This is a genomic window from Geodermatophilus sp. SYSU D00742, assembly GCF_054049935.1.
In genome coordinates, this window is record NZ_JBJGYJ010000015.1 from 90,415 (window position 1) to 112,643 (window position 22,229).

The 22,229-nt window shown below is 75.8% G+C and carries 19 protein-coding genes; 10 read left to right on the forward strand and 9 right to left on the reverse strand.

Features of this window, described 5'->3' with window-relative positions; all coding sequences use genetic code 11:
- Positions 1-20: 20 nt before the first annotated feature.
- On the reverse strand, positions 21-1,229 hold the full coding sequence (locus tag ACI78V_RS12625; protein ID WP_456851252.1) for a LuxR C-terminal-related transcriptional regulator: 1,209 nt from the start codon (positions 1,227-1,229) through the stop codon (positions 21-23).
- A 113-nt stretch (positions 1,230-1,342) separates the two neighbouring features.
- Here ACI78V_RS12625 and ACI78V_RS12630 point away from each other — a divergent pair, with 113 nt between their 5' ends.
- On the forward strand, positions 1,343-1,756 hold the full coding sequence (locus ACI78V_RS12630) for a RidA family protein (protein WP_456851253.1): 414 nt from the start codon (positions 1,343-1,345) through the stop codon (positions 1,754-1,756).
- A 53-nt stretch (positions 1,757-1,809) separates the two neighbouring features.
- Positions 1,810-3,168: an FAD-binding oxidoreductase gene (locus ACI78V_RS12635; RefSeq protein WP_456851254.1), complete on the forward strand. Its 1,359-nt coding sequence runs from the start codon at positions 1,810-1,812 to the stop codon at positions 3,166-3,168.
- Between the two features lie 48 nt (positions 3,169-3,216).
- On the opposite strand, the gene ACI78V_RS12640 is transcribed toward ACI78V_RS12635, so the two are convergent.
- Positions 3,217-3,975 (reverse strand): SIR2 family NAD-dependent protein deacylase, encoded by a 759-nt coding sequence (locus tag ACI78V_RS12640; protein ID WP_456851255.1) that lies wholly within the window; start codon positions 3,973-3,975, stop codon positions 3,217-3,219.
- A gap of 142 nt (positions 3,976-4,117) precedes the next feature.
- Between ACI78V_RS12640 and ACI78V_RS12645 the strand changes: the two genes are divergently transcribed.
- From ACI78V_RS12645 to ACI78V_RS12655, 3 genes are read left to right on the forward strand one after another with little or no spacing between them, the layout of a single operon-like run.
- Positions 4,118-6,976, forward strand: a complete 2,859-nt coding sequence (locus ACI78V_RS12645) for an aconitate hydratase (protein WP_456851256.1) — start codon at positions 4,118-4,120, stop codon at positions 6,974-6,976.
- Entirely contained in the window at positions 6,976-7,737 is a 762-nt protein-coding gene (locus tag ACI78V_RS12650; protein WP_456851257.1) for an SDR family oxidoreductase, read from the forward strand. The genes ACI78V_RS12645 and ACI78V_RS12650 overlap by 1 nt, the downstream gene beginning before the upstream one ends.
- Positions 7,738-7,766: 29 nt before the next feature.
- Positions 7,767-8,453 carry a sirohydrochlorin chelatase gene (locus tag ACI78V_RS12655; protein ID WP_456851258.1) on the forward strand — a complete coding sequence of 229 codons (687 nt, stop codon included), beginning with the start codon at positions 7,767-7,769 and terminating at the stop codon, positions 8,451-8,453.
- On the opposite strand, the gene ACI78V_RS12660 is transcribed toward ACI78V_RS12655, so the two are convergent.
- Positions 8,420-9,064: a TetR/AcrR family transcriptional regulator gene (locus tag ACI78V_RS12660; protein ID WP_456851259.1), complete on the reverse strand. Its 645-nt coding sequence runs from the start codon at positions 9,062-9,064 to the stop codon at positions 8,420-8,422. The two genes, ACI78V_RS12655 and ACI78V_RS12660, sit on opposite strands and share 34 nt — an antisense overlap.
- A 101-nt stretch (positions 9,065-9,165) precedes the next feature.
- On the opposite strand from ACI78V_RS12660, the gene ACI78V_RS12665 reads away from it, so the two are divergent.
- From ACI78V_RS12665 to ACI78V_RS12675, 3 genes are all read left to right on the forward strand, one after another.
- Positions 9,166-10,170 carry a hypothetical protein gene (locus ACI78V_RS12665; protein WP_456851260.1) on the forward strand — a complete coding sequence of 335 codons (1,005 nt, stop codon included), beginning with the start codon at positions 9,166-9,168 and terminating at the stop codon, positions 10,168-10,170.
- 71 nt (positions 10,171-10,241) lie between these two features.
- Complete coding sequence (locus ACI78V_RS12670) at positions 10,242-10,967, forward strand: hypothetical protein (protein ID WP_456851261.1); 726 nt, start codon at positions 10,242-10,244, stop codon at positions 10,965-10,967.
- Positions 10,968-11,104: 137 nt separating this feature from the next.
- Complete coding sequence (locus ACI78V_RS12675; protein WP_456851262.1) at positions 11,105-12,772, forward strand: multicopper oxidase family protein; 1,668 nt, start codon at positions 11,105-11,107, stop codon at positions 12,770-12,772.
- Here the strand turns inward: ACI78V_RS12675 and ACI78V_RS12680 are convergent.
- The 6 genes from ACI78V_RS12680 to abc-f form a co-directional block, all read right to left on the reverse strand.
- Complete coding sequence (locus tag ACI78V_RS12680) at positions 12,769-13,617, reverse strand: sulfurtransferase (RefSeq protein WP_456851263.1); 849 nt, start codon at positions 13,615-13,617, stop codon at positions 12,769-12,771. The two genes, ACI78V_RS12675 and ACI78V_RS12680, sit on opposite strands and share 4 nt — an antisense overlap.
- Positions 13,614-14,078: an SgcJ/EcaC family oxidoreductase gene (locus ACI78V_RS12685; protein WP_456851264.1), complete on the reverse strand. Its 465-nt coding sequence runs from the start codon at positions 14,076-14,078 to the stop codon at positions 13,614-13,616. Before ACI78V_RS12685 ends, ACI78V_RS12680 begins: the two co-directional genes overlap by 4 nt.
- 110 nt (positions 14,079-14,188) lie before the next feature.
- Positions 14,189-16,081, reverse strand: coding sequence for an ABC transporter ATP-binding protein (locus ACI78V_RS12690; protein ID WP_456851265.1), 1,893 nt, complete (start codon positions 16,079-16,081; stop codon positions 14,189-14,191).
- A 69-nt stretch (positions 16,082-16,150) separates the two neighbouring features.
- Positions 16,151-16,927: an enoyl-CoA hydratase/isomerase family protein gene (locus tag ACI78V_RS12695; protein WP_456851266.1), complete on the reverse strand. Its 777-nt coding sequence runs from the start codon at positions 16,925-16,927 to the stop codon at positions 16,151-16,153.
- A complete protein-coding gene (locus ACI78V_RS12700) occupies positions 16,924-17,151 on the reverse strand; it encodes a helix-turn-helix domain-containing protein (RefSeq protein WP_097205975.1) in 228 nt (75 codons plus the stop codon). The genes ACI78V_RS12695 and ACI78V_RS12700 overlap by 4 nt, the downstream gene beginning before the upstream one ends.
- Before the next feature lie 184 nt (positions 17,152-17,335).
- The gene (abc-f, locus tag ACI78V_RS12705; protein WP_456851267.1) at positions 17,336-18,937 is read right to left on the reverse strand and encodes a ribosomal protection-like ABC-F family protein; all 1,602 of its coding nucleotides are present in this window, start codon (positions 18,935-18,937) and stop codon (positions 17,336-17,338) included.
- A gap of 126 nt (positions 18,938-19,063) precedes the next feature.
- Here abc-f and ACI78V_RS12710 point away from each other — a divergent pair, with 126 nt between their 5' ends.
- Together ACI78V_RS12710 and ACI78V_RS12715 are read left to right on the forward strand one after the other, a co-directional pair.
- The gene (locus ACI78V_RS12710; protein WP_456851268.1) at positions 19,064-19,792 is read left to right on the forward strand and encodes a hypothetical protein; all 729 of its coding nucleotides are present in this window, start codon (positions 19,064-19,066) and stop codon (positions 19,790-19,792) included.
- 121 nt (positions 19,793-19,913) lie between these two features.
- Positions 19,914-22,088 (forward strand): SCO7613 C-terminal domain-containing membrane protein, encoded by a 2,175-nt coding sequence (locus tag ACI78V_RS12715; RefSeq protein WP_456851269.1) that lies wholly within the window; start codon positions 19,914-19,916, stop codon positions 22,086-22,088.
- Positions 22,089-22,229: the final 141 nt, after the last annotated feature.

Here is a 22,229-nt window from a genome sequence, read left to right on the forward strand (position 1 = left end):
CGCCCCCCGGGAGCAGGGAGTCAGCCGCTCGACGTGGTCGCCGTCACGCTATCCGCACCGGACCGGTCAGGCAGCGCCCTCGCTCCCGGTCGATCCCCGGTGGGGTCCCGGAACCAGCCGGACGGCCCCGGCTCGCGACCGGCGGCCAGCCGGGGCGCGTACTGGTCGAAGAACACCCGGGCGGTGAGCTCGCGGCGGCTGCGGACGCCGACCTTGGCGAAGACCGCCTTGAGGTGGTCCTGCACGGTGTAGGCCGACAGGTGCAGCGCCGCCGCGATGCCGCTGGTGTCCACCCCCTGCAGGACGAGTTGGACGACGTCCTGCTCCCGCGGCGTGAGGCCGAAGGCGGCCACGACGAGGGGCACGATCTCCGGCGGCCGCGCCTCCTCGATGGTCACGACGACGTCGGAGGCCGTGCCGTCGCGGGACAGCAGCCGGGAGGCGTGCGCGACCACCCAGTGCCCCGAGCGCGTGCGGAGCCGGACCCGCGGCACCACCGGCCGGCCGTCCGCGGCGTACCGCCGGGCGGCGCCCACCAGGCTGAGCAGGGCCAGCGGCAGCGGCGCCTCCCCCAGCGGCCCGCCACCCAACTCGGCGACCTGCGCCGCGGCGCCCACGCTGGCCGAGGCGATCTCGCCGTCGGCACCCACGACGAGCACCGCCGGGCCGTCGACGTGGGCGGCGCCGTCGGCCGCGGCGGCAGCCAGCAGCCCGCTGCGCAGGCCGGTGGCCAGGGTCGAGCCGATGCTGCTGAGGAACTCCTGCTCCGGCGGGCTGAAGGCCGCGCCGGGCCCGTCGCGGAACAGCGCGAGGAAGCCCCAGGTGGTGCCGTCGACGGTGAGCGCGGCGCGCATCTCGTCGTCGAGGTCCCAGTGGCGCTGGATGAACCGGGAGAAGCGGGGTGAGAGGTCCAGCCGGCCCTCGGTCGCCGTGTGCAGGCCCAGGACCCGGCCGGGGCGGTGGGTGACCTCCAGGAAGGCCGACGGGTCGGGCACCTCGTACTCGAAGTGCGCCCACTCGTCGTCGTGGTGGTCGTCGAACACCGCCTTGACGGTGCTGGTCACCAGGCCGGTCGCAGGGTCGGCGGTGGCGAAGCAGGCCGCCGCGAACGGCACCGCCCGGGAGAGCACCTCGAGCGCCGACTGCGCGAAGGTCGGCACGTCGAGCCCGCTGGCCGCCAGGCCGCCCACCTGCGCCCGCACCCGTTCGGTCAGCATGCTGCTGGTCACGGCGGACAGTGTGGCGGCGGCCGCCCGCCTGCAGGTATCCCAGCGATCTGGGGGTCGGACCCACCAGCCGGCTGGGATGGGCACGGCGGCCGCGCGCCGCCAGGTTCGTCGGCATGACACCGACGCCCCCCGCTCCCGTGGAGCGGATCAACCCCACCGCCTGGAGCGCCGCCCTCGGCTTCGACCAGGCCCAGCTGCGACCGGCGCCGTCCCGGCTGCTGACCGTCGCCGGGCAGGGACCGGTCGACGAGACCGGCGCCCTGCTGCACGAGGACGACGCGGCCGCCCAGCTCGCGCTCGCCGTCGCCAACCTGGAGGCCGTGCTCGCCGCCGGCGGCATGGACCTCGCCGACGTGCTCCGGCTGACGGTCTACGCCGCCGACGTCGACGCCGTCCTCGCCGCCTACGACGTCCTCGCCGAGCGGCTGTCCCGCGTCGGTGCCACGCCGCCGACCACGCTCGTCGGCGTCGCCCGCCTGGCCCTGCCCGGCATGCTCGTCGAGCTCGAGGCGAGCGCCGGCCGATGACCCTCCTCTCCCGCCTCCGCCGCCGACCTCCCTCGACCACCCCGGAGTCCGCCGTGACCACCGCCCCCACGCCCGACCCCTCCGCCCTGGCCGCCCGCGTCTCCGGGCCCGTCCTCCTCCCGGGGGACGCCGGCTTCGCCGCCGAGGTCGCCGGCTTCAACCTCGCCCACCCGCCGCGCCCCGCGGTGGTCGTCGGCGCCACCGGCCCCGAGGACGTCGCCGCGGCCGTCCGGTGGGCCGCCGGCGCCGGCCTGGCGGTGACCGTCCAGGCGACCGGCCACGGGCTGGTCGACGACCTCGCGGGCACGCTGCTGGTCACGACCGCACGGATGACCGAGCTGACCGTCGACCCGGCCGCCCGCACCGCGCGGGCCGCCGCCGGCGTGCGGTGGCGGCAGGTCATCGACGCGGCCGCGCCGCACGGCCTCGCACCGCTGTCCGGGTCGTCGTCGGGCGTCGGCGTGGTCGGCTACACCCTCGGCGGCGGGCTCGGCCCCCTCGGCCGCCGGTACGGCTTCGCCGCCGACGCGGTCCGCCGGGTGCAGCTGGTCACCGCGGACGGCGCCGTCACGACCGTCGACGCCGCGAGCGACCCCGACCTGTTCTGGGCCGTGCGCGGCGGCAGGAGCGCCTTCGGCGTCGTCACGGCGCTGGAGTTCGACCTCGTGCCCGTCACCGGCCTGCACGGCGGCGGCCTGTTCTACGCCGGCCCGGCGGCCTCGGACGTGCTGCACGCCTGGCGGGAGTGGACCGCCGCCCTCCCCGAGGAGACGTCCACGTCGGTCGCCGTCCTGCGGCTGCCGCCGGACCCGGCGCTGCCCGGGCCCCTGCGCGGGCAGACCGTCGTCCACCTGCGGTTCGCCCACCTGGGCCCGGCGGACGAGGGGAAGGCGCTGCTCGCGCCGATGCGGGCGGTGGCGCCGGCGCTGCTGGACACCGTCACCGACCTGCCCTTCACGGCCGTCGACGCCGTCCACATGGACCCGACCGAGCCGATGCCCACCCACGACCGCGGCACCCTGCTGCGGGAGCTGCCCGCCGAGGCGGTCGACGCGCTGCTGGCCGTGGCCGGCCCGCAGGTGGACGTGCCGCTGGCGATGGTGGAGCTGCGGCAGCTGGGCGGGGCGCTGGGGCGGCCGGCCGCGGTCCCGAACGCCGTCGCCGGGCGGGACGCCGCCTACTCCTGCTGGGCGCTCGGACCGATGGCGGGGCCGGCCGCCGCGGTGGTGCCCGCGGTCGCCGCCTCGGTCGTGGAGCGACTGGCCCCGTGGTCGACCGGCCGGTCGCTGCTGAACTTCCGCGGGACCCCCGGCCCCGGCGGGGTGTGGGACGACGCCGACCTCGCCCGCCTGCGGGCCGTGCGCGACCGGGTCGACCCGGCCGGGCTGTTCGCCGCCGCCTCCGCGCTCTGAGCACGCCTCGACCGCGGCCCGGCCCCCGCACGGTGGGCCGGGCCGCGGTCAGCGGGCGACCAGGCGCGGCAGCGCGGTGCCGATCGGCTCGCGGACGACGAGGTCGGCGAGGTCGTCGTGCGGCGTGGGCTGGGCGTTGACGACGACGACCCGCGCGCCGGCGCCCGCGGCGAGGACGGGGAGGCCCGCGGCGGGGTGGACGGTGAGCGAGGTGCCCACGGCGAGGAAGACGTCGCAGTCGCCGGCGGCCTCCGCGGCGGCCTCGACGACGGCGGGGTGCAGCAGCTGGCCGAAGCTGACCGTCGCCGACTTGAGGATGCCGCCACAGCGCAGGCAGGCCGGGTCGGGCTCACCGGCGTCGACCCGGGCCAGCGCCTCGGCCATCGTCGTCCGGTCGCGGCAGCCGAGGCACTCGACCTCGTGCACCGTCCCGTGCAGCTCCAGCACCCGCTCCGGCGCGGACCCGGCGGCCTGGTGCAGCCCGTCGACGTTCTGGGTGAGCAGCGCCCGCAGCCGGCCCTGGCGCTCGAGGTCGACCAGCGCCCGGTGCCCGGCGTTGGGGTGGACCGCACCGGCCTGCATGTCGCGGCGCATCCGCCAGGCCCGGCGCCGGATGTCGGGGTCGGCCACGTAGTACGACAGCGTCACCAGCTTCTCGGCGTCCGGGTCCCTGGTCCAGACACCGTTCGGGCCGCGGTAGTCGGGGATGCCGCTGTCGGTGGAGATGCCGGCGCCGGTGAGCACGGTGACCCGCTCGGCGGAGGTCATCCAGTCGGGCAGCGGGTCGGGCACGGCACCGGTCGTCACGCCGTCCACCGTAGGAGCGCCGCCCCGGCCGACCCCGTCCGAGCAGGCAAGGGTCGCCTCACCTGCGCACCGGTGGCGGACGACTGGGATGATCGGGGGTGGCAATCAGCGCGACAGACCAGCGAGGGGTAGGCGCAGAGAAGTGGCAGCCAGCAAGGACAGCTTCGGGGCGCGGTCGACGCTCACCGTCGACGGCACCGACTACGACATCTACCGGCTCGACGCGGTGGAGGGCGCAGAGCGGCTGCCCTTCAGCCTGAAGGTCCTCCTCGAGAACCTGCTGCGCACCGAGGACGGCGCGGACATCACCGCCGACCACATCCGGGCGATCGCGGACTGGGACCCCTCCGCGGAGCCCAACCAGGAGATCCAGTTCACCCCGGCCCGGGTGGTCATGCAGGACTTCACCGGCGTCCCGTGCATCGTCGACCTCGCCACGATGCGCGAGGCCATGGCCGAGATCGGCGGCGACCCGCAGAAGATCAACCCGCTGGCGCCGGCCGAGCTGGTCATCGACCACTCCGTCATCGCCGACGTCTTCGGCACGCCCGAGTCCTTCGAGCGCAACGTCGAGATCGAGTACGAGCGCAACGGCGAGCGCTACCAGTTCCTGCGCTGGGGCCAGGGCGCCTTCAGCGACTTCAAGGTCGTCCCCCCGGGCACCGGCATCGTGCACCAGGTCAACATCGAGCACCTGGCCCGCGTGGTCTTCCCGCGCCAGGAGGGTGACCGCGTCGTCGCCTACCCCGACACCTGTGTCGGCACCGACTCGCACACCACGATGGTCAACGGCCTGGGCGTCCTGGGCTGGGGCGTCGGCGGCATCGAGGCCGAGGCCGCGATGCTCGGCCAGCCGGTCTCGATGCTCATCCCGCGGGTCGTCGGGTTCAAGCTCACCGGCCAGCTGCCCGACGGCTCCACCGCCACCGACCTCGTGCTCACCATCACCGAGATGCTCCGACAGCACGGCGTGGTCGGGAAGTTCGTCGAGTTCTACGGCGAGGGCGTCTCCGCCGTCCCGCTGGCCAACCGCGCCACGATCGGCAACATGAGCCCCGAGTTCGGCTCCACCGCGGCCATGTTCCCCATCGACGAGGAGACCATCGGGTACCTGCGCCTCACCGGCCGCTCGGCCGAGCAGGTCGCCCTGGTCGAGGCCTACGCCAAGGAGCAGGGCCTCTGGCACGACCCGTCCCGCGAGCCGGCCTTCTCCGAGTACCTGGAGCTGGACCTCTCCACCGTCGTCCCGTCGATCGCGGGGCCCAAGCGCCCGCAGGACCGCGTCGCCATCACCGACGCCAAGGCCTCGTTCCGCGCGGCGCTGGCCGACTACGTGACCGACGACCGGACCGGCGGGGACGACCGCAAGCCCGGTGTCCCGCAGCAGGAGCGGCCCTACGGCGTCGTGTCGGCCGCCGACGAGGCCTCCGCCGAGTCCTTCCCCGCCTCGGACCCGGTCAGCCCGTTCGCGCACGACGACGGTGAGGACGGCCGGCCGCACCCGTACCTGCCCGGCGCGCAGCTGCCCGACCGCCCGAACAAGCCGACCAAGGTCGTCATGGAGGACGGCACGGAGACCTTCGTCGACCACGGCCACGTCGTGATCGCCGCGATCACCTCCTGCACCAACACCTCCAACCCGCAGGTGATGATCGGCGCGGCGCTGCTGGCCAAGAAGGCCGTCGAGCGCGGGCTGGCCACCAAGCCGTGGGTGAAGACGACCCTGGCCCCCGGGTCCAAGGTCGTCATGGACTACTACGAGAAGGCCGAGCTCACCCCGTACCTGGAGAAGCTCGGCTTCTACCTGGTCGGCTACGGCTGCACGACCTGCATCGGCAACTCCGGCCCGCTGCCCGAGCCGGTCAGCCAGGCGGTGAACGAGGCCGACCTCGCCGTCGTCTCGGTGCTCTCGGGCAACCGCAACTTCGAGGGCCGGATCAACCCCGACGTCAAGATGAACTACCTGGCCAGCCCGCCGCTGGTCATCGCCTACGCGCTGGCCGGGTCGATGGACGTGGACCTCAACAACGACCCGCTGGGCCAGGACGCCGACGGCAACGACGTCTACCTGCACGACATCTGGCCCTCGCCGCACGAGGTGCAGCGGGTCATCGACGAGGCCGTGTCGGCGGAGCAGTTCGGCCGCAGCTACGAGGACGTGTTCGCCGGTACCGAGCAGTGGCAGAACCTGCCCACGCCCACCGGTGACACGTTCGACTGGGACCCGAACAGCACCTACGTCCGCCGCCCCCCGTACTTCGAGGGCATGCCGGCCGAGCCGGCCCCGGTCGGCGACATCACCGGTGCCCGCACCCTCGCGGTGCTCGGCGACTCGGTGACCACCGACCACATCTCCCCGGCCGGCTCCATCAAGGCCGACAGCCCCGCCGGCACCTACCTGCGGGAGCACGGCGTCGAGCGGCGGGACTTCAACTCCTACGGCTCCCGGCGCGGGAACCACGAGGTGATGATCCGCGGCACGTTCGCCAACATCCGGCTGCGCAACCTGCTGGTGCCCGGCACCGAGGGTGGGGTCACCAAGAACCACCTGACCGGCGAGACGACGACGATCTACGACGCGTCGGTCGCCTACCAGGAGCAGGGCATCCCGCTGGTCGTGCTCGCGGGCAAGGAGTACGGCTCCGGCTCGTCGCGCGACTGGGCGGCCAAGGGGACGGCGCTGCTGGGCGTCAAGGCCGTCATCGCCGAGAGCTACGAGCGCATCCACCGCTCGAACCTGATCGGCATGGGCGTGCTGCCGCTCCAGTTCCCCGAGGGCCAGAACCGCGAGTCGCTCGGCCTGAGCGGCGACGAGGAGTTCACGATCACCGGGATCACCGCGCTCAACGACGGCGAGGTGCCGCGCACGGTGAAGGTGCAGGCCGGTGACGTCGAGTTCGACGCCGTCGTCCGGATCGACACCCCCGGTGAGGCGAACTACTACCGCAACGGCGGGATCATGCAGTACGTCCTGCGCTCGCTGCGGGGCTCCGCCGCCTGATGGACCTGGGGCTGGGCGGTCGCGGGTACCTGCTCACCGGCGCGAGCCGGGGGCTGGGGTTCGCGACCGCCCGGGCCCTGGTCGACGACGGGGCCCGGGTGCTGGTGAGCTCCCGGTCCGCCGACTCCGTCGCCGCGGCCGCCGAGCAGCTCGGTGGCGCCCCCGCGGCGTTCGGCGAGGCCGCGGACCTCGCCGACCCCGGGGCCGCCGACCGGCTGGTCGAGGCGGCCGTGGCGCAGCTGGGGGAGGTCCACGGCGCGCTGGTCTCGGTCGGCGGGCCGGCCCCCGGGACGGTGCTGGGCACCGCCGAGCGGGACTGGCGGGACGGCGTCGAGAGCCTGCTGCTGGGCCCGCTGCGGCTGGTGAAGGCGCTGGTCCCGCACCTGCACGAGGGCGCGGCGATCGGTTTCGTGCTCTCGACGTCCGTGCGTCAGCCCCTGGAGGGCCTGGCGGTCTCCAACGGGCTGCGCCCGGGCCTCGCCATGACCGCGAAGGGCCTCTCCGACGAGCTGGGCCCCCGCGGGATCCGGGTCGTCGGGTTGCTGCCGGGGGCGACCGCCACCGACCGGGTCGTCGAGATCGACTCGCAGAAGCCGGACCCCGACGCCGCCCGCCGCGCGACCGAGGCGGCGATCCCGCTGCGACGCTACGGGCGCCCGGAGGAGTTCGGCCGGGTCGCCGCCTTCCTGCTCTCCCCCGCCGCCTCCTACGTCACCGGCACCATGGTCGCCGTCGACGGCGGCCGGCTGCGCGGCCCGTGACCGGGCCGGCCGGGACCACCCCCGTGCTGGTGGCGTGCGCGCATGGCACGCGCAACCCCACCGGCCGCCGACTGGTCGCCGAGCTCGCCCTCGCCGCCCGCGCGCTGCGCCCCGGACTGACGACGACGGCGGCGTTCGTCGACGTCCAGCCGCCCACCGTGGCCGACGTCGTGGCGGGGCTGAGCGCCGCCGGCCGGCCCTCCGTCGTGGTGCCGGTGCTGCTGTCGGGCGGCTACCACGTGCACGTGGACATCGCGCGGGCCGTCGCCACCGCCCGGGGCGCGGTGGCCGCCCGCCCGCTCGGGCCCGACCCGCGCCTCGCCGAGGTGCTCTCGGACCGGCTGCTCGCGGCGGGGGCCGATCCGCGCGACCCGCTGACCGCGGTCGTGCTGGCCGCGGCGGGCTCGAGCGACCCACGCTCGGTGGCGGACGTCGAGGACACCGCCGACCTGCTGCAGCGCACCTGGGCCGGCCCGGTGACGGCCGGCTACGGCTCCGCCGCGCAGCCGGCCGTCGCCGACGCCGTGGCGGCCGCCCGCCGGGCCGGCGCCGAGCGGGTCGTGGTGGCGGCCTACCTGCTCGCGCCCGGGCACTTCCACGACAGGCTCGCCGGCGCGGGCGCCGACGCGGTGACCGCTCCCCTGCTGCCCGACGAGCGGATCGCCGCGGTGCTGCTCGACCGCTACGACGCGGTGGCGTCCTCCGCCGCCGCCTGAGGTCGGGTCCAATCCGGCCCACCGAGCAGCGCGCGGACGGCGTCGCCGTACGCCGGGGCGGGCACGTCCCCCAGCAGCAGCCGCTGCAGCAGGAAACCGACCACCAGCGAGAACATCGCGGCCCCCACCTGCTGGGGATCGGCGTCCCGCGGCAACCTGCCCGCCTCCTGGGCCCGGACCGCGACCTCCATCAGGTAGCCGCGGATGGTGCCGTAGGCGCCGCGGACCACGTCGTGCACGCCGGGGTTGCGCAGCGCCTCCCCCCACGCCTGGACGGCGACCCGCGTCACGTCCACGGGTGCGCGTTCGGCCACCGTCGCGACGAGGTCGACCGCCGTCGCCACCGCCTCGGCGGGGTCCGGGTCCTCCAGCGTGGCCAGCCAGTGGTCGAACCGCGTGGCGGCCTCGGCGAGGACCCGGTCGACGATCGCCCGGACCAGCTCGTCCTTGCTGGCGAAGTACCGGTAGACCGCGCCGGCCGAGAGGCCGGACTCGGCGATGACCTCCGCCATGCCGGTGGCCTGGAAGCCGTTCCGGGCGAACCGCAGGACCGCCGCGTCGACGATCTGCTCCCGGCGGGCGGTGAGGTGCTCGTCGGAGACTCGGGGCACGCCCGTCATCGTAGAACGGACGTTCGTTCTTGACGTCGTGCCGACCGCGGAGGACGCTCCGCAGGAAGGAGAACGGTCGTTCGTTTTGATGGGAGGGTCCCATGTCCACCACCGCACCCCAGCGGGACGCCCGGCTCGTGCCGGCGCTCGTCGCCCTCTTCGCGGTCCTGCTCGCCGTGCTGCTCACCGCCTTCGCCTGGCCGGCCGTCCGCTCCCAGCCACGGGACGTGCCGGTCGCCGTCGCCGGCCCCGCGGCGGCGACCGGCCGGCTCACCGACGCCCTGACCGCGCGCGTGCCCGGGGCGCTCGACGTCCGCGTCGTCGACGACGAGGCGGCGGCGCTCGAGGCCATCCGCGACCGCGAGGTCTACGGGGCCGTCGTCGTCGGTGCCGGCGGTCCCCGGGTCCTCGTCGCCTCCGCCGCCGGCCCGGCGGTGGCCCAGGCGCTGCAGCAGGTCGCCGCGGGCCTGGGTGCCGCGACCGGCGCGGCCGTCCCGGTGGAGGACGTCGTCCCGGCACCGGAGGCGGACCCGCGCGGGGCGGGCCTCGCCGCCGGGGCCCTGCCCCTGGCCGTCGGCGGCATCGCGACCGCCGCGCTGACCTCACGGTCGCTCTCCCGCACCCGGCCGCGGATCGCCGCGGCGCTGGGCATGGCGATCGCCGGGGGCATGGTGACCGCGACCGTGCTCGGGACGTGGCTGGGCTCCCTGTCCGGCGGCTGGTGGACGGTCACCGGGATCGTCGCCCTCGGCATCGCGGCCACCGCCCTGGTCCTCCTGGGGCTGCAGACCCTCGCCGGCACGCCGGGGTTCGCACTCGGCGCGGCCACCGTGGTGCTGCTCGGCAACCCGCTGTCGGGCCTCGCCTCGGCACCGGAGCTGCTGCCCACCGGTTGGGGGACGCTGGGCCAGCTGCTGCCCCCGGGAGCGACCGGATCGCTGCTGCGCTCGGTCTCCTGGTTCGACGGGGCCGGTGCTGCGGCCCCGCTGCTCGTGCTCACCGGGTGGGCCGTCGCGGGGCTGGTGCTGCTCGCCGCGGGAACGGCGGTGGCCCGCCGCCGGGTGGTCACCCCGGCCACCGACCGCCCCCTGGGCGCCGCCGCCTGACCGCCCCGCCGGGATGCCCGGCCGTGCCGGCACCGGTTGTCCGACCGGTGCCGGCAGGCGACGCTCGGGACATGGGTGCCGACGCCGTCTTCTTCGCCCGTCCGGAGGGGGAGGCCTCCCCGTTGGGCATCGCACCGCGCATGGCCGGCTGGATGGCGACCGGCCACCCCGACCAGGTGCACGTCCGTGCCTTCGTCACGCACGCCCAGCAGGTGCTCGGCCCGGCGCCCGACGACGCCGGGCCCAGAGCGCTGCGCCTGGACGTCGGGCTGGCCGACGACGTCCGGCTGCTCGACCAGTACACCCTCTCCCACTACCTGGTCCCGCTGGTCGAGTGGCTGGGCGCCAACGGCGGGTGGGAGTTCGCCAGCGTGTGGGGCACCAAGGCCGTGGGCCGGGACACCCTGCTGCGTTGTGCGGCAGCCGAGCCCGTCGAGCTGCCCGCCGGCGGTCGCACGTTCGTCGTCCGCACCCGCACGGCCGTCGGGTCACCCGAGTACACGACGCAGGTGCGCGATCAGCTCCAGGGGCAGGCGCCGCTACCGGAGGGCCCGGTCGGCCTGCAGCTCTCCTTCACCGTGCCGCCGGGGTGCAACTGGGCCAGCTTGTGGCAGCCCACCGTGGACGGCCTGGCGGCCGTGCTCGGCGCCGCGGGCGACGACCGCCCGGACGACCCCCGCGACGGCCGGGTGGTCGAGCTGGGCCTGCACCGCCGGGAGGACCCCGCACTGGAGCACGAGGTGGTGGTCACGGGGGTCTGCCGGCACCTGGGGGACGACGACCACGACGAGCGGTAGCGGGGTCGCCACCGACGGCAGCCGGCCGACCCCAGCTTGCGGGGGTGGCGGGCCCCCAGGTGTCGGGTTCTGAGCAGCCCGGCCCCCGCCGGAAGCTGTTCCCTGCACGGGGGATCTCGACGAGACGGGATCCGAGCATGGATCAGCAGCACGGCATCACCCGCCGGGACGCCCTGAAGGTCGGCGTCCTGGGTACGGCGGCACTGACCCTCCCCTTCCTCCCCGGCGCCCTGGCCGCCAAGCGGGCGTCCGAGCTCGACGAGAGCCGCCTGCCGCGGGCGTACACCACGCCGTTCGCGCCGCCGCCCGACCTGGCGCCGACGGGCACCGTCACGGTCGGTGGGCAGGTCCGGCCGCTGTACGTCCTGGAGCAGCGGCAGTTCTCGGCCACCATCCTGCCCCGGCACCGGACGACGATGTGGGGCTACAACGGGACCTTCCCGGGGCCCACCATCCGGGCGACGCGGGGCACGCCGATCGCCGTCCGCCAGATCAACCGGCTGCCCGCGACCCACCCCACGCTGCGGTACGAGGCCACCACCTCCACGCACCTGCACGGGGCGCCGTCACTGCCCCAGTACGACGGCTACGCCAACGACCTCATGCGGCCGGGCCAGTTCAAGGACTACCTGTACGACAACATCGAGGAAGAGCGCACGATCTGGTACCACGACCACGCGGTGCACCACACGACCGAGAACGTCTACATGGGGCTGGCCGGCCTCTACGTCCTGCGCAATCCCGTGGACGGGCAGCTGCCCAGCGGCCGGTACGACGTCCCCCTGGTCATCAGCGACGCCGCCTTCACCCGGTCCGGCCAGTTGCTCTTCGAGGACCACAGCGAGTCCGGCCTGGCCGGTGACGTCATCCTGGTCAACGGCCGGCCGTGGCCGTTGATGCAGGTCGAGCGGCGGCAGTACCGCTTCCGGGTCCTCATCGCGTCGTTGGGCCGCGCGTACCGACTGCAGCTCTCCCCCGCCGCGCCGATGACGGTGGTGGCCACCGACGGCGGCCTGGTGCCCGAACCGCAGCCGGTCACCACGCTCACCGCCGGCATGGCCGAGCGCTACGAGATCGTCATCGACTTCGCGAACTACCGGATCGGCCAGCGGGTCGAGCTGCGCAACCTCGGGGTGGACAACGCGATCGACTACGACCACACGGACAAGGTGATGGCGTTCCAGGTGGTGGCCGAGGCCAGCGTCCCCGACGCCCCCATCGCCCTCCCCCGGATCGCCGAGCCGTCGCTCCCCGAGAAGCCGCTGATGCAGCTCGAGCCGGCCGATGCGGTGCGCACCCGGCAGCTGCGCTTCGAGCGCCAGGGCGGGGAGTGGACCATCGACCGCAGGACGTGGGCCGACGTCGAGAGGTCGCAGTTCCGGGACGTGCTGGCCGACCCGCAGCCCGGCGACGTGGAGGTGTGGGAGTTGCAGAACGACTCCGGCGGCTGGTTCCACCCCATCCACCTGCACCTGGTCGACTTCAGGATCCTCGACCGGGACGGCCGGCCGCCGGAACCGTACGAGCGGGGGCCCAAGGACGTGGTCTACCTGGGCGAGAACGAGACGGTGCGGATCATCGCGCGCTTCGGCGGGGCCATCACCCCCGGTCCCGGTCAGGAACCCGTCCGCCGCACCGGCCGGTACATGATCCACTGCCACAACACCAGCCACGAGGACCACGACATGATGTCCCAGTTCCGGGTCGGCGCCGACACCCCGGACAACGACCCCCTCGGCGTCCCGCCGCAGCCGCTGCCGGTCGGCGCCGACGGCGGTGACGCCCGCCCCGCGTCCGGGGACTAGGGACGCGGGCCGGTCGCCACCGGACGGTCCGGGTCGTTCGACCACTGCGACCAGGACCCGGGCCACAGGGCCGCCTCGTAGCCGGCGACGGCCAGCGCTGCGACCTCGTGGGCGGCGGTGATCCCCGACCCGCAGTACGCGGCCACCGGCCGGCCCGGCGCGACGCCGAGCTCGGCGAAGCGGGCGGCGAGTACAGCGGCCGGCAGGAAGCGGCCGTCACCGCCCAGGTTCTCGGTCGTGGGCGCGCTGAGCGCACCGGGCACGTGTCCGGCGCGCGGGTCGACCGGCTCGACCTCCCCGCGGTACCGCTCGGCGGCCCGCGCGTCGAGCAGGACCCCGCCGGCACCGGGCAACGCGGCGGCCTGGTCGGCGGACACCACCGGCATGCCCCCGCCGTCGAGGGTCACGTCCCCCGGCTCGGGGACGACGTCACCGGTGTCCAACCGGCCGCCCGCCCGGCTCCAGGCGGCGAGGCCGCCGTCGAGCAGGCGGACGTCGGGGAGCCCACCCCAGCGCAGCAGCCACCACGCCCGCGCCGCGGCCAGCCCCCCGGCGTCGTCGTACACGACGACGGCGTCGCCGTCGTGCACGCCCCACCGTCGCGCCGCTTCCTGCAGTCGCTGTAACGAGGGCAGCGGGTGCCGCCCCTCCGCCGCGGACGGCGGTCCGCTCAGCTCGCTGTCGAGGTCGACGAAGACCGCTCCCGGGAGGTGGCCGGAGCGGTACAGCTGGCGGCCGCGGGGGTCGCCGAGGGACCACCGGACGTCGAGCAGCACCAGGCGCTCCTGTCCGGCCCGCAGCTCCTCGGCGGTCACCAGGACGGCGGCCGGCCCGGGTGCGCTCACCGGACGGCGAGCAGGCCGCGGAGCTCCTGGGTGAGGGCCTCCCGGGCGTCGTCCCGGCCGTGCCAGGCGGCCGGGGTGGCCTGCAGCAACGAGATCCGCCAGCGGCCTCCGCCCTCGTCGACGGCGACCACGGTGTGCACCGTGTGCAGCGCCGGGTCGAGGTCCTCCCCGCCGGGCGGGATCATCCCGGCGTGCGCCAGCAGCAGGGCGACGCCGGGAGCCAGTGGCCGCACCGACCGCACCACCCCGACGTAGGTCGGCGTCTGGTGGCTGCCGAAGACCTGCCGGAGGTCCGCGGCGATGGACAGCCGGCCGCGGTGGTGGGAACCGTCGAAGCCGATGATGTCCCCGTCGTCGGCGAAGCCGGCCGCCACCGCGGCTCCGCTGCGCCGGTTCCAGCCGTCGAGGAACGACGTGTAGAGCGCACGGATCTGGGCGTCGTACGGGTGCGCTGCGGTCACAGAGTCCTCCTCGCTGGCGCCGCCGACCGGCGGTGCAGTCTTCCCGCGTGACCGCGCCAGCCCGGTCACGTCGTCCCTCGTGTGTCCTGGGACGGGAGTGACGGTAGTGGTCAGGCCGCGCCGACCGTTCGACCCTCGCCGACGGCGAACTGGGTCCGGTACAGGTCGGCGTACCGCCCCCCGAGCGCCAGCAACTCGGCGTGTGTGCCCGACTCCGCGATGCGACCGTCGTCGATCACGAGGATCTGGTCGGCGCTGCGGATCGTCGACAGCCGGTGGGCGATGACCAGTGACGTGCGGCCGGTGAGCGCGGTGTCCAGGGCGTGCTGCACCGCCACCTCCGACTCGCTGTCCAGGTGCGCGGTCGCCTCGTCGAGGATGACGATGCCCGGGGCCTTGAGCAGCACGCGGGCGATGGCCAGCCGCTGCTTCTCCCCGCCCGAGAGCCGGTAGCCGCGGTCGCCGACGACGGTGTCCAGCCCGTCGGGCAGCGACCGCACGAGCCCGGCGATCCGCGCGCCGGCCAGCGCCTGCCAGAGCTGCGCCTCGCTCGCTTCCGGGCGGGCGTAGAGGAGGTTGGCCCGGATGGTGTCGTGGAACAGGTGCGCGTCCTGGCTGACCACGCCGATGGCGTCCCGCAGCGAGTCCAGCGTCGCGTGCCGGACGTCCACCCCGCCCACCCGGACGGTGCCGCTGGTCGCGTCGTACAGCCGCGGCACCAGGTTCGCGATGGTCGACTTGCCGGCGCCGGAGTGGCCGACCAGGGCCACGAGCTGGCCGGGCTCGACGCGGAAGGAGACGTCGTGCAGCACCGCCGTCGGCCCGCCGTGCTCGGGCAGGGACACCTCCTCCAGGGACGGCAGGGAGACCTCCGCGGCCGACGGGTAGCTGAAGGAGACGTGCTCGAACTCGATGGAGCGGTCACCGGCCGGCACGGGTACCGCGTCGGGCTCCTCGCGGATCATCGGCTCGAGGTCGAGCACCTCGAAGACCCGGTCGAAGCTGACCATCGCGCTCATGACGTCGACGCGGACGTTGGACAGCGCGGTCAGCGGGCCGTACAGCCGCGACAGCAGCAGCGCCAGCGCGACGACGTCCCCCGGACTGAGCGACCCGGTGAACGCCAGCCAGCCGCCCAGGCCGTAGACCAGCGCGGTCGCCAGCGCCGCGACCAGCGTCAGCGCGGTGAAGAAGGTGCGCCCGTACATGGCCGACAGGACACCGATGTCGCGGACCCGCGCCGCCCGGCCGCGGAACCCGTCGGCCTCGACCCCCGGGCGGCCGAACAGCTTGACCAGCAGGGCGCCGGCGACGTTGAACCGCTCGGTCATCGTGGCGTTCATCGACGCGTTCAGCCCGTAGGACTCCCGGGTGATCTCCTGCAGGCGCCGGCCGATCCGCCGCGCCGGCAGCACGAACACCGGCACGAGCACCAGCGAGAGCGCGGTGATCTGCCACGACAGGCTGAACATGACCCCGGCGGTCAGCACCAGGCCGATCGCGTTGGACAGCACGCCCGACAGCGTCGAGGTGAACGCCTGCTGCGCGCCGATGACGTCGTTGTTGAGCCGGCTGACCAGCGCGCCGGTCTGGGTGCGGGTGAAGAACGCCACCGGCATCCGCTGCACGTGCTCGAACACCCGGCTGCGGAGGTCGTAGATGACGCCCTCGCCGATGCGGGCGGAGAACCAACGGGTGGCCAGCGAGATGCCGGCGTCGACCACCGCGAGGGCGGCGATCAGCAGCGCGATGCGGACGATGTCGGCGGGGGTGCCCTCCAGACCGGCGATCCGGTTGATGATCCGACCGGCCAGCAGCGGGGTCAGCACGCCGATCACCGAGGAGCCGATGACCAGGAGCACGAAGAACGTGAGGTCGCGGCGGTAGGGCCGGGCCACGCCCAGCACCCGCCGCACGGTGCCCTTCGGCAGCTCCCGCGCGGCCACCGACGGGTCGCGGCGGAAGGACCGCATCGCCGCCATCGAGGTCATGGGACTGCTCACGCCGCCACCACCTCCCTCCCGTCGTCCGGCCAACACCGCCGCGGGACGGCGGATTCCGTCGGCAGGATGTCAGCGCCCTCCGACGAGTTCGGCCAGCCGGCGGGTCTGCGCCGCCCGTTCGGCGGCGTCCTGGGTGGCGGGGTCGTTGCGGACGGCCGAGCGCACCAGCGCGGCGGTCTCCCGGCTGGCCCCGACCGGCGCCGCGGTGATCGCCGCGACCAGCCGGCCGACGGCGGCGTCGAGCCGGCCGGCGGGGACGACGGTGGTGGCCAGCCCGATCGCCTGCGCCTCGGCCGCGCCGACCCCACGGCCGGTCAGGCACATCTCCAGCGCGCGGGAGTAGCCGACCAGCTCGACCAGGGTGCTGGTGCCGGTGAGGTCGGGGACCAGCCCGAGCGTGGCCTCGGGCAGCCGCAGGACGGCGTCCTCGGTCAGAACGCGCAGGTCGCAGGCGAGGGCCAGCTGGGCGCCGGCGCCGATCGCGTGCCCCTGGACCGCGGCCACCGAGACGATGCCGGGCGAGCGCAGCCAGCGGAAGGCGGCCTGGTAGCCGCGGATCCGCTCCTGGGTCTCCTCCGCGGGCAGGCGCGCCAGTTCGCCGAGCCCGCCCGCGGTGTCCGGGTCGGCGCTGAACAGGCTGCGGTCGAGGCCTGCGGAGAACGACCGGCCCGCGCCGCGGACCACCACCACGCGGACGTCGTCGTCGAGGGCCGCCCCGACGGCGGCCAGCGCGGCCCAGGTGGCGGGGGTCTGGGCGTTGAGCCGGTCGGGACGGTCCAGCGTGACGGTGAGGACGGCGCCGTCCCGCGCCGTCCGCACCCACCCGGCGTCGGCCGCCGGCGTCACGCCTTCTTGCTGTTCCGGTTGGCGCCGCCCCGGCTGCGGAGGGTGGCGCCGGACTCCGACAGCAGGCGGTGGACGAAGCCGTACGAGCGGTTGGTCGACGTCGCCAGCGACCTGATGCTCTCCCCGCCGTCGTACCGCTGGCGCAGCTCGTCAGCCAGCGACGACCGGTCACCTCCGGTGATGCGCTTGCCCTTGCCGAGGTCCGCAGTGCTCGAGTCGGCCATGACTCCCCTCCGTCAGCGGCCGTCCGCGACCCGTCGTGGCCCGCTCCGGCTGCTCGTCCCCTTGGCGCCGGGCCCCACTGACCTCGGCATCCCGCGACCCATGATCACTCAGCCCCGCGGACTCGGCCACGTGAGCGCGGAGGACGGCCCGTGCCGCTCGGGACCGAACGGAACGCGGGCGTGACTAGGCGAGCTCGACCAGGTCGGCGAGGTCCTCGCTCCAGGCGTCCTCGGTGCCGTCGGGCAGCAGGATGACCTTGTCCGGGTCGAGCGCCCGCACGGCGCCCTCGTCGTGGGTGACCAGGACGATCGCGCCGGTGTAGGTGCGCAGCGCCTCGAGCACCTGCTCGCGGCTGGCCGGGTCGAGGTTGTTGGTCGGCTCGTCGAGCAGCAGCACGTTGGCGCCCGAGACCACCAGCGTGGCCATGGCCAGCCGGGTCTTCTCACCGCCGGAGAGCGTGCCGGCCCGCTGGTCGACGGTGTCGCCGGAGAAGAGGAAGGCGCCGAGGATGCGCCGCAGCTCGGTGTCGGTGCTGTCCGGGGCCGCCGACCGCATCACCTCGAGCAGCGAGCGGTCGAGGTCGATGGTCTCGTGCTCCTGCGCGTAGTAGCCGATGCGCAGGCCGTGGCCGGCCTTGACCTCGCCGGTGTCGGGCAGCTCCGTGCCGGCGAGCATGCGCAGCAGCGTCGTCTTCCCGGCCCCGTTGAGGCCGAGGACGACGACCCGCGTGCCGCGGTCGACGGCCAGGTCGACGTCGGTGAAGACCTCCAGCGAGCCGTAGCTCTTGGACAGGCCCTCGGCGGTGAGCGGGGTCTTCCCGCACGGCGTCGGCGTGGGGAACCGCAGCTTCGCCACGCGGTCCTGGACGCGGACGGCCTCCAACCCGGCGGCCAGCCGCTGGGCGCGCTTGTCCATGCTCTGCGCCGCCTTGGCCTTGGTCGCCTTGGCGCGCATCTTGTCCGCCTGCGCGGCCAGGGCGTCGATCTTGCGCTCGGTGTTCGCCCGCTCCTGCTTGCGGCGGCGCTCGTCGGTCTCCCGCTGCGCGAGGTAGGGCTTCCAGCCGAGGTTGTAGACGTCGACCTCGGCCCGGTTGGCGTCGAGGTGCCACACCTTGTTGACGACGGCGTCGAGCAGCTCGACGTCGTGGCTGATCACGATGAGCCCGCCCTTGTGGGACGCGAGGAAGCCCTTGAGCCAGCTGATCGAGTCGGCGTCGAGGTGGTTGGTCGGCTCGTCGAGCAGCAGGGTCTCGGCGTCGGAGAAGAGGATCCGGGCGAGCTCGACGCGGCGGCGCTGACCGCCGGAGAGGGTCCGCAGCGGTTGGACGAGCACGCGGTCGGGCAGGCCGAGCGCGGTGCAGATCCGGGCCGCCTCGCTCTCGGCGGCGTACCCGCCCAGCGCGGCGAACTGGTCCTCCAGGCGGCCGTAGCGGCGCACCGCCCGGTCACGCTCGGCGTCGTCGGCCGGCTCGGCCATCGCGACCTGCGCCTTGGTCATCTGCGCGCGCAGCACGTCCAGCCCGCGGCCGGACAGCACGCGGTCGCTGGCGGTGATGTCGAGGTCGCCGCTGCGCGGGTCCTGCGGCAGGTAGCCGATCTCCCCCGTCACCTCGACCTTCCCGGCGTGCGGCAGCCGCTCGCCGGCCAGGGTCGTGAGGGTGGTGGTCTTGCCGGCCCCGTTGCGCCCGACCAGCCCGATGCGGTCACCGGGCTGCACGCGGAGGGTCGCCCCGCTGATGAGGATGCGGGCGCCGGCGCGCAGCTCCAGGCCGGTGGTCGTGATCACTGATCCCAGGGTAGGCGCTCGACGCGCTCCGGTCCGCCGGGTTCCGGGTGACATCGGCGGCACCGCCGTGTCCACAGACCGCGACGGGCGCCCCCACCGGGGCGCCGGCCGAGCCAGGATCCCGCCGTGACCTCGTCGAACGGGACGCCGTGGGGCCCGCCGTGCCCCGTCTGCGGCGCTCCGCACGACGAGCCGGCGTGGTCCGGGTCCTGTGGCGTGCCCGCCGACGGGACGGCGCCACCGTCCTCTCCGTGGCAGGCCGCGACCGACGCACTGCTCGTCACCGGTCTCCTGGCGGTGCTCGTCTCGGCCATCGCCGTGGTCACGATGCTGCTGGGCGCGGGTCCCCCGTCAGCGGGCGGCCTCGGACCGGAGCCGCGGGTCGGCGTCGCAAGCGTCGTCGTGGCGGCCGTCGCGCTCGTTGCCGGGCAGGTGACGCGCAGCGCTCTGGTGTGCCCTCTGCTCACGCTGCTGGCCGCCCAGCCGGCGCTGGTGCTGCTCGTGTCGACCTGTGCCGGTACCGCCGCCGGCCTGCTGGCCGGGCTGCTCGGGGCCGTGCTCCTCGACGTGGCGGTGCTGGCCAGGGGGCGCAGGGTCCTCGCGTCCGTGGCCGAGGTGCTGATGCGGCTGGGCGTGGCGCTGACCGTCGCCCTCGGCCCGGTCCTGGCCTGGAGTGGGAGCACCACCGACTCGTGGACGACCACGGCGCTGCTCACCACAGCCGGCGCGGTCGCCCCCCTCCTGCGCCGAGAACCGCGCCTGGCCGCCCACCTGCCGGGTACTGCGGTCCTCCTGGCCGGGGCAGCGGTGCTCGTCGCCCTGAGCCTGCCCGCGTCGGTGCTCCACATCCGGTGAGCCCGCCTCCCCGGGTGGGCGGTCCACCGGCCCGGACGTCGCAGGTGCACTGACCGTCGCCCGGTGACCGCCGAGCCCCGGCCCTACCGTGGACCGGACGTCCGGAGGGAGGGAAGCGGTCGTGGATCCCGTGGAGGCAACGCCGCTCCCCTACCGGGCGCGCGGGCTCGAGTGGCTGCTCGCGGTCGGGGTGGTGCTCATCGCGACCGCCGGGGCCGGCATGACCGCCCTCTTCGGTGGGGACTGGGCCCGGGTCCTGCTCCTGGGCCTGGCCGCGGCGGCGGCCATGGCGTCGTGGGCCGGTGCGGTGGCGTCCCTGCCGCGGTCGGAGGAGGCGCTCGCCGCCGCGGCGGTCGTGCTCACCGCGCTGGGCGCCGACCCCGGCGGCTCGCTGCTGTCCGGCGGCCTCGGACCACCGGTCACCGCCGGAGCGGTGTTCGCCGTCCTGGCCTACCTGCTGCCCTCCCCCGCCTCCTGGCCCCTGGCGCTGTGGGCCGCCACCCAGGTGACCGCCCTGCGCGCGGTCGACGGCGCACCGTCGGGGGCACCGGACGTCGCCCTCGCCGTCGGCGCGGCCCTCGCCGGCCTGGCGACGGCGGGCGTGGCCCGGCCGCTGGTCGCCCGCATCGCCCTGGTGGTCGCGCTGCCGTGGTGGCTGGCGGGGGTGGGCGGCGCCGTCTCGACCGCATGGAGCGGCACCGGACCAGAGCGTTGGCTGTCGGCCGCCCTGGCCGTCGCGGCGGCCGCCGCCCTGCTGGCGGCGGCGGGACGGCCGGAGCCGGATGCCCTCCTGCGGCCGGCCTCGACGGTGGGCGCGGTGTCCGGCATCGCGGCCGGCGCCGCGATCGGGGCCGCCCTGCACAGCCCCGGCCCGGTGGCCGTCCCGCTCGCCGGCTACCTCGGGGTCGCTCTCGCCTCCGTCGCCGCGGCGCTGCTCACCGGTGCCGCGCGCCGGGCGCTGCTCCCCGCGGCCGTGGGCGCCGGCGCGACGCTGGTCGTCCTGTGCCTCGTCCAACTCGTCGCCGACGCCCGCTGGACCGCTCTGTCCTGGCTGCTCGCGGTGACCGCGGCGGCCAGCCTGCTCACCGCGGCGCTCCGGCGGGACGAGCGGCCGCGGGCGCTCCCGGCGGCGGTCGTCTGCGGTGGCCTGGCGGCGGTGTGCACCGTCCCGGACGGCGGCCTGGGCGGCCCGCGCGGCGTCGCCGTCGTGCTGACCGGCCTGTACCTGGTCGCCCTCGCCGGCGGGCTGGGCCTGGAGACGCGGACCCGGCGGCCGACCGTGACGGCGGCCGCGGCGTGCGCGGTCGGCGCGGCCGCCCTGCTGGTGGGCCTCCGCGCCCGTGACCAGCTGGCCGCGCACCTCGCCGTCCAGGGGGCCTGCACCTACGTCTGGGCCTGGCTGCTCTGGCGGCGGACCCGCGGCCGGCGCGGGCGCTGGCGCCTCCGGCGCGCGGCGAGGGCCGGCCGGCCGGGAGCCGCGACGTCCGGGGCCGGACCGGGGGACGCGGCGACGGCCGAACCCGGCTGGGCCGCCCGGCTGGGCGCTGCGCTGCTCCCCTGGCTACGCACCGTCCGCACCGGGCTGCGCACCGTCCGCGCCGGGCTCCGCGCCGTCCGGCGGGCCGCCCAGTCGGCGATCGGGGTGCCGGCCGCGGCGGTCCCGGAGCAGCCGCCCCGGCCGACCGCCCGGCGTGCGCGGACCGCCGCCCCGGCACCGACCGGGGCCGACGAGCCGGTCGACGAGGACGGAGCCGCACCCGAGGTGTCGCCGGCGTGGCGGGCCGGTGCGGCGCAACTGGTCCTGGCGGCGTGGGTGCTCGCCGCCCGCACCGGAGGGGTCGTCCCCGAGGCCTACTCGCTCCCGGCGGCTGTCGGCCTGCTCATGGCGGCCGGGCCGCGGCTGGCGTCCGGAAGGTCGGCGCCGGCCTGGGGGCCGGGGCTGTGGGTCGCCGCGGCGCCGTCGGTGACCTGGGCGGTGCTGGCGCCGGGCAGCACGCGGCCGATGCTGGTGTTCGTCGTGGCCGCCGCCGTCATGGCCGTGGGCGCCTGGCGGTCGGTCCGCGCACCCGTGGTCGCCGGCGCGGCCACCACCGTGGTCCTCGCCCTGGGCCTGCTGACCGTCCGACTGCCCCTGGCGGTCGGCAGCGGACTGGTCGTCGGCGTGGGCCTGCTAGCGGTGGGCGCCTGGCGGGAGGTGGTGCTGCGGCAGCGCCGGCGTCAGCAGGAGTCCGACGACGGCACCACCGCGGCCGACCGGTCCGACGGCTTCCGCCGGCGCGTGGCGGCGATGCGCTGAACAGCACCCGGGACGACGACGGCGGGGGGGGGGGGGGGGGGGGCGGCGGGGGGGGGGGGGGGGGGGGGGGGCGCGGGGGGGGGGGGGGGCGGGGGGGGGGGGGGGGGGGGGGGGGGGGGGGGGGGGGGGGGGGGCGGGGGG

Coding starts and splice junctions, on each gene's coding strand:
- ACI78V_RS12630 (WP_456851253.1), top strand. CDS start 1,343: ATGACACCGACGCCCCCCGCTCCCGTGGAGCGGATCAACCCCACCGCC.
- ACI78V_RS12650 (WP_456851257.1), top strand. CDS start 6,976: ATGGACCTGGGGCTGGGCGGTCGCGGGTACCTGCTCACCGGCGCGAGC.
- ACI78V_RS12665 (WP_456851260.1), top strand. CDS start 9,166: ATGTCCACCACCGCACCCCAGCGGGACGCCCGGCTCGTGCCGGCGCTC.
- ACI78V_RS12670 (WP_456851261.1), top strand. CDS start 10,242: ATGGGTGCCGACGCCGTCTTCTTCGCCCGTCCGGAGGGGGAGGCCTCC.
- ACI78V_RS12675 (WP_456851262.1), top strand. CDS start 11,105: ATGGATCAGCAGCACGGCATCACCCGCCGGGACGCCCTGAAGGTCGGC.
- ACI78V_RS12700 (WP_097205975.1), bottom strand. CDS start 17,151: ATGGCCGACTCGAGCACTGCGGACCTCGGCAAGGGCAAGCGCATCACC.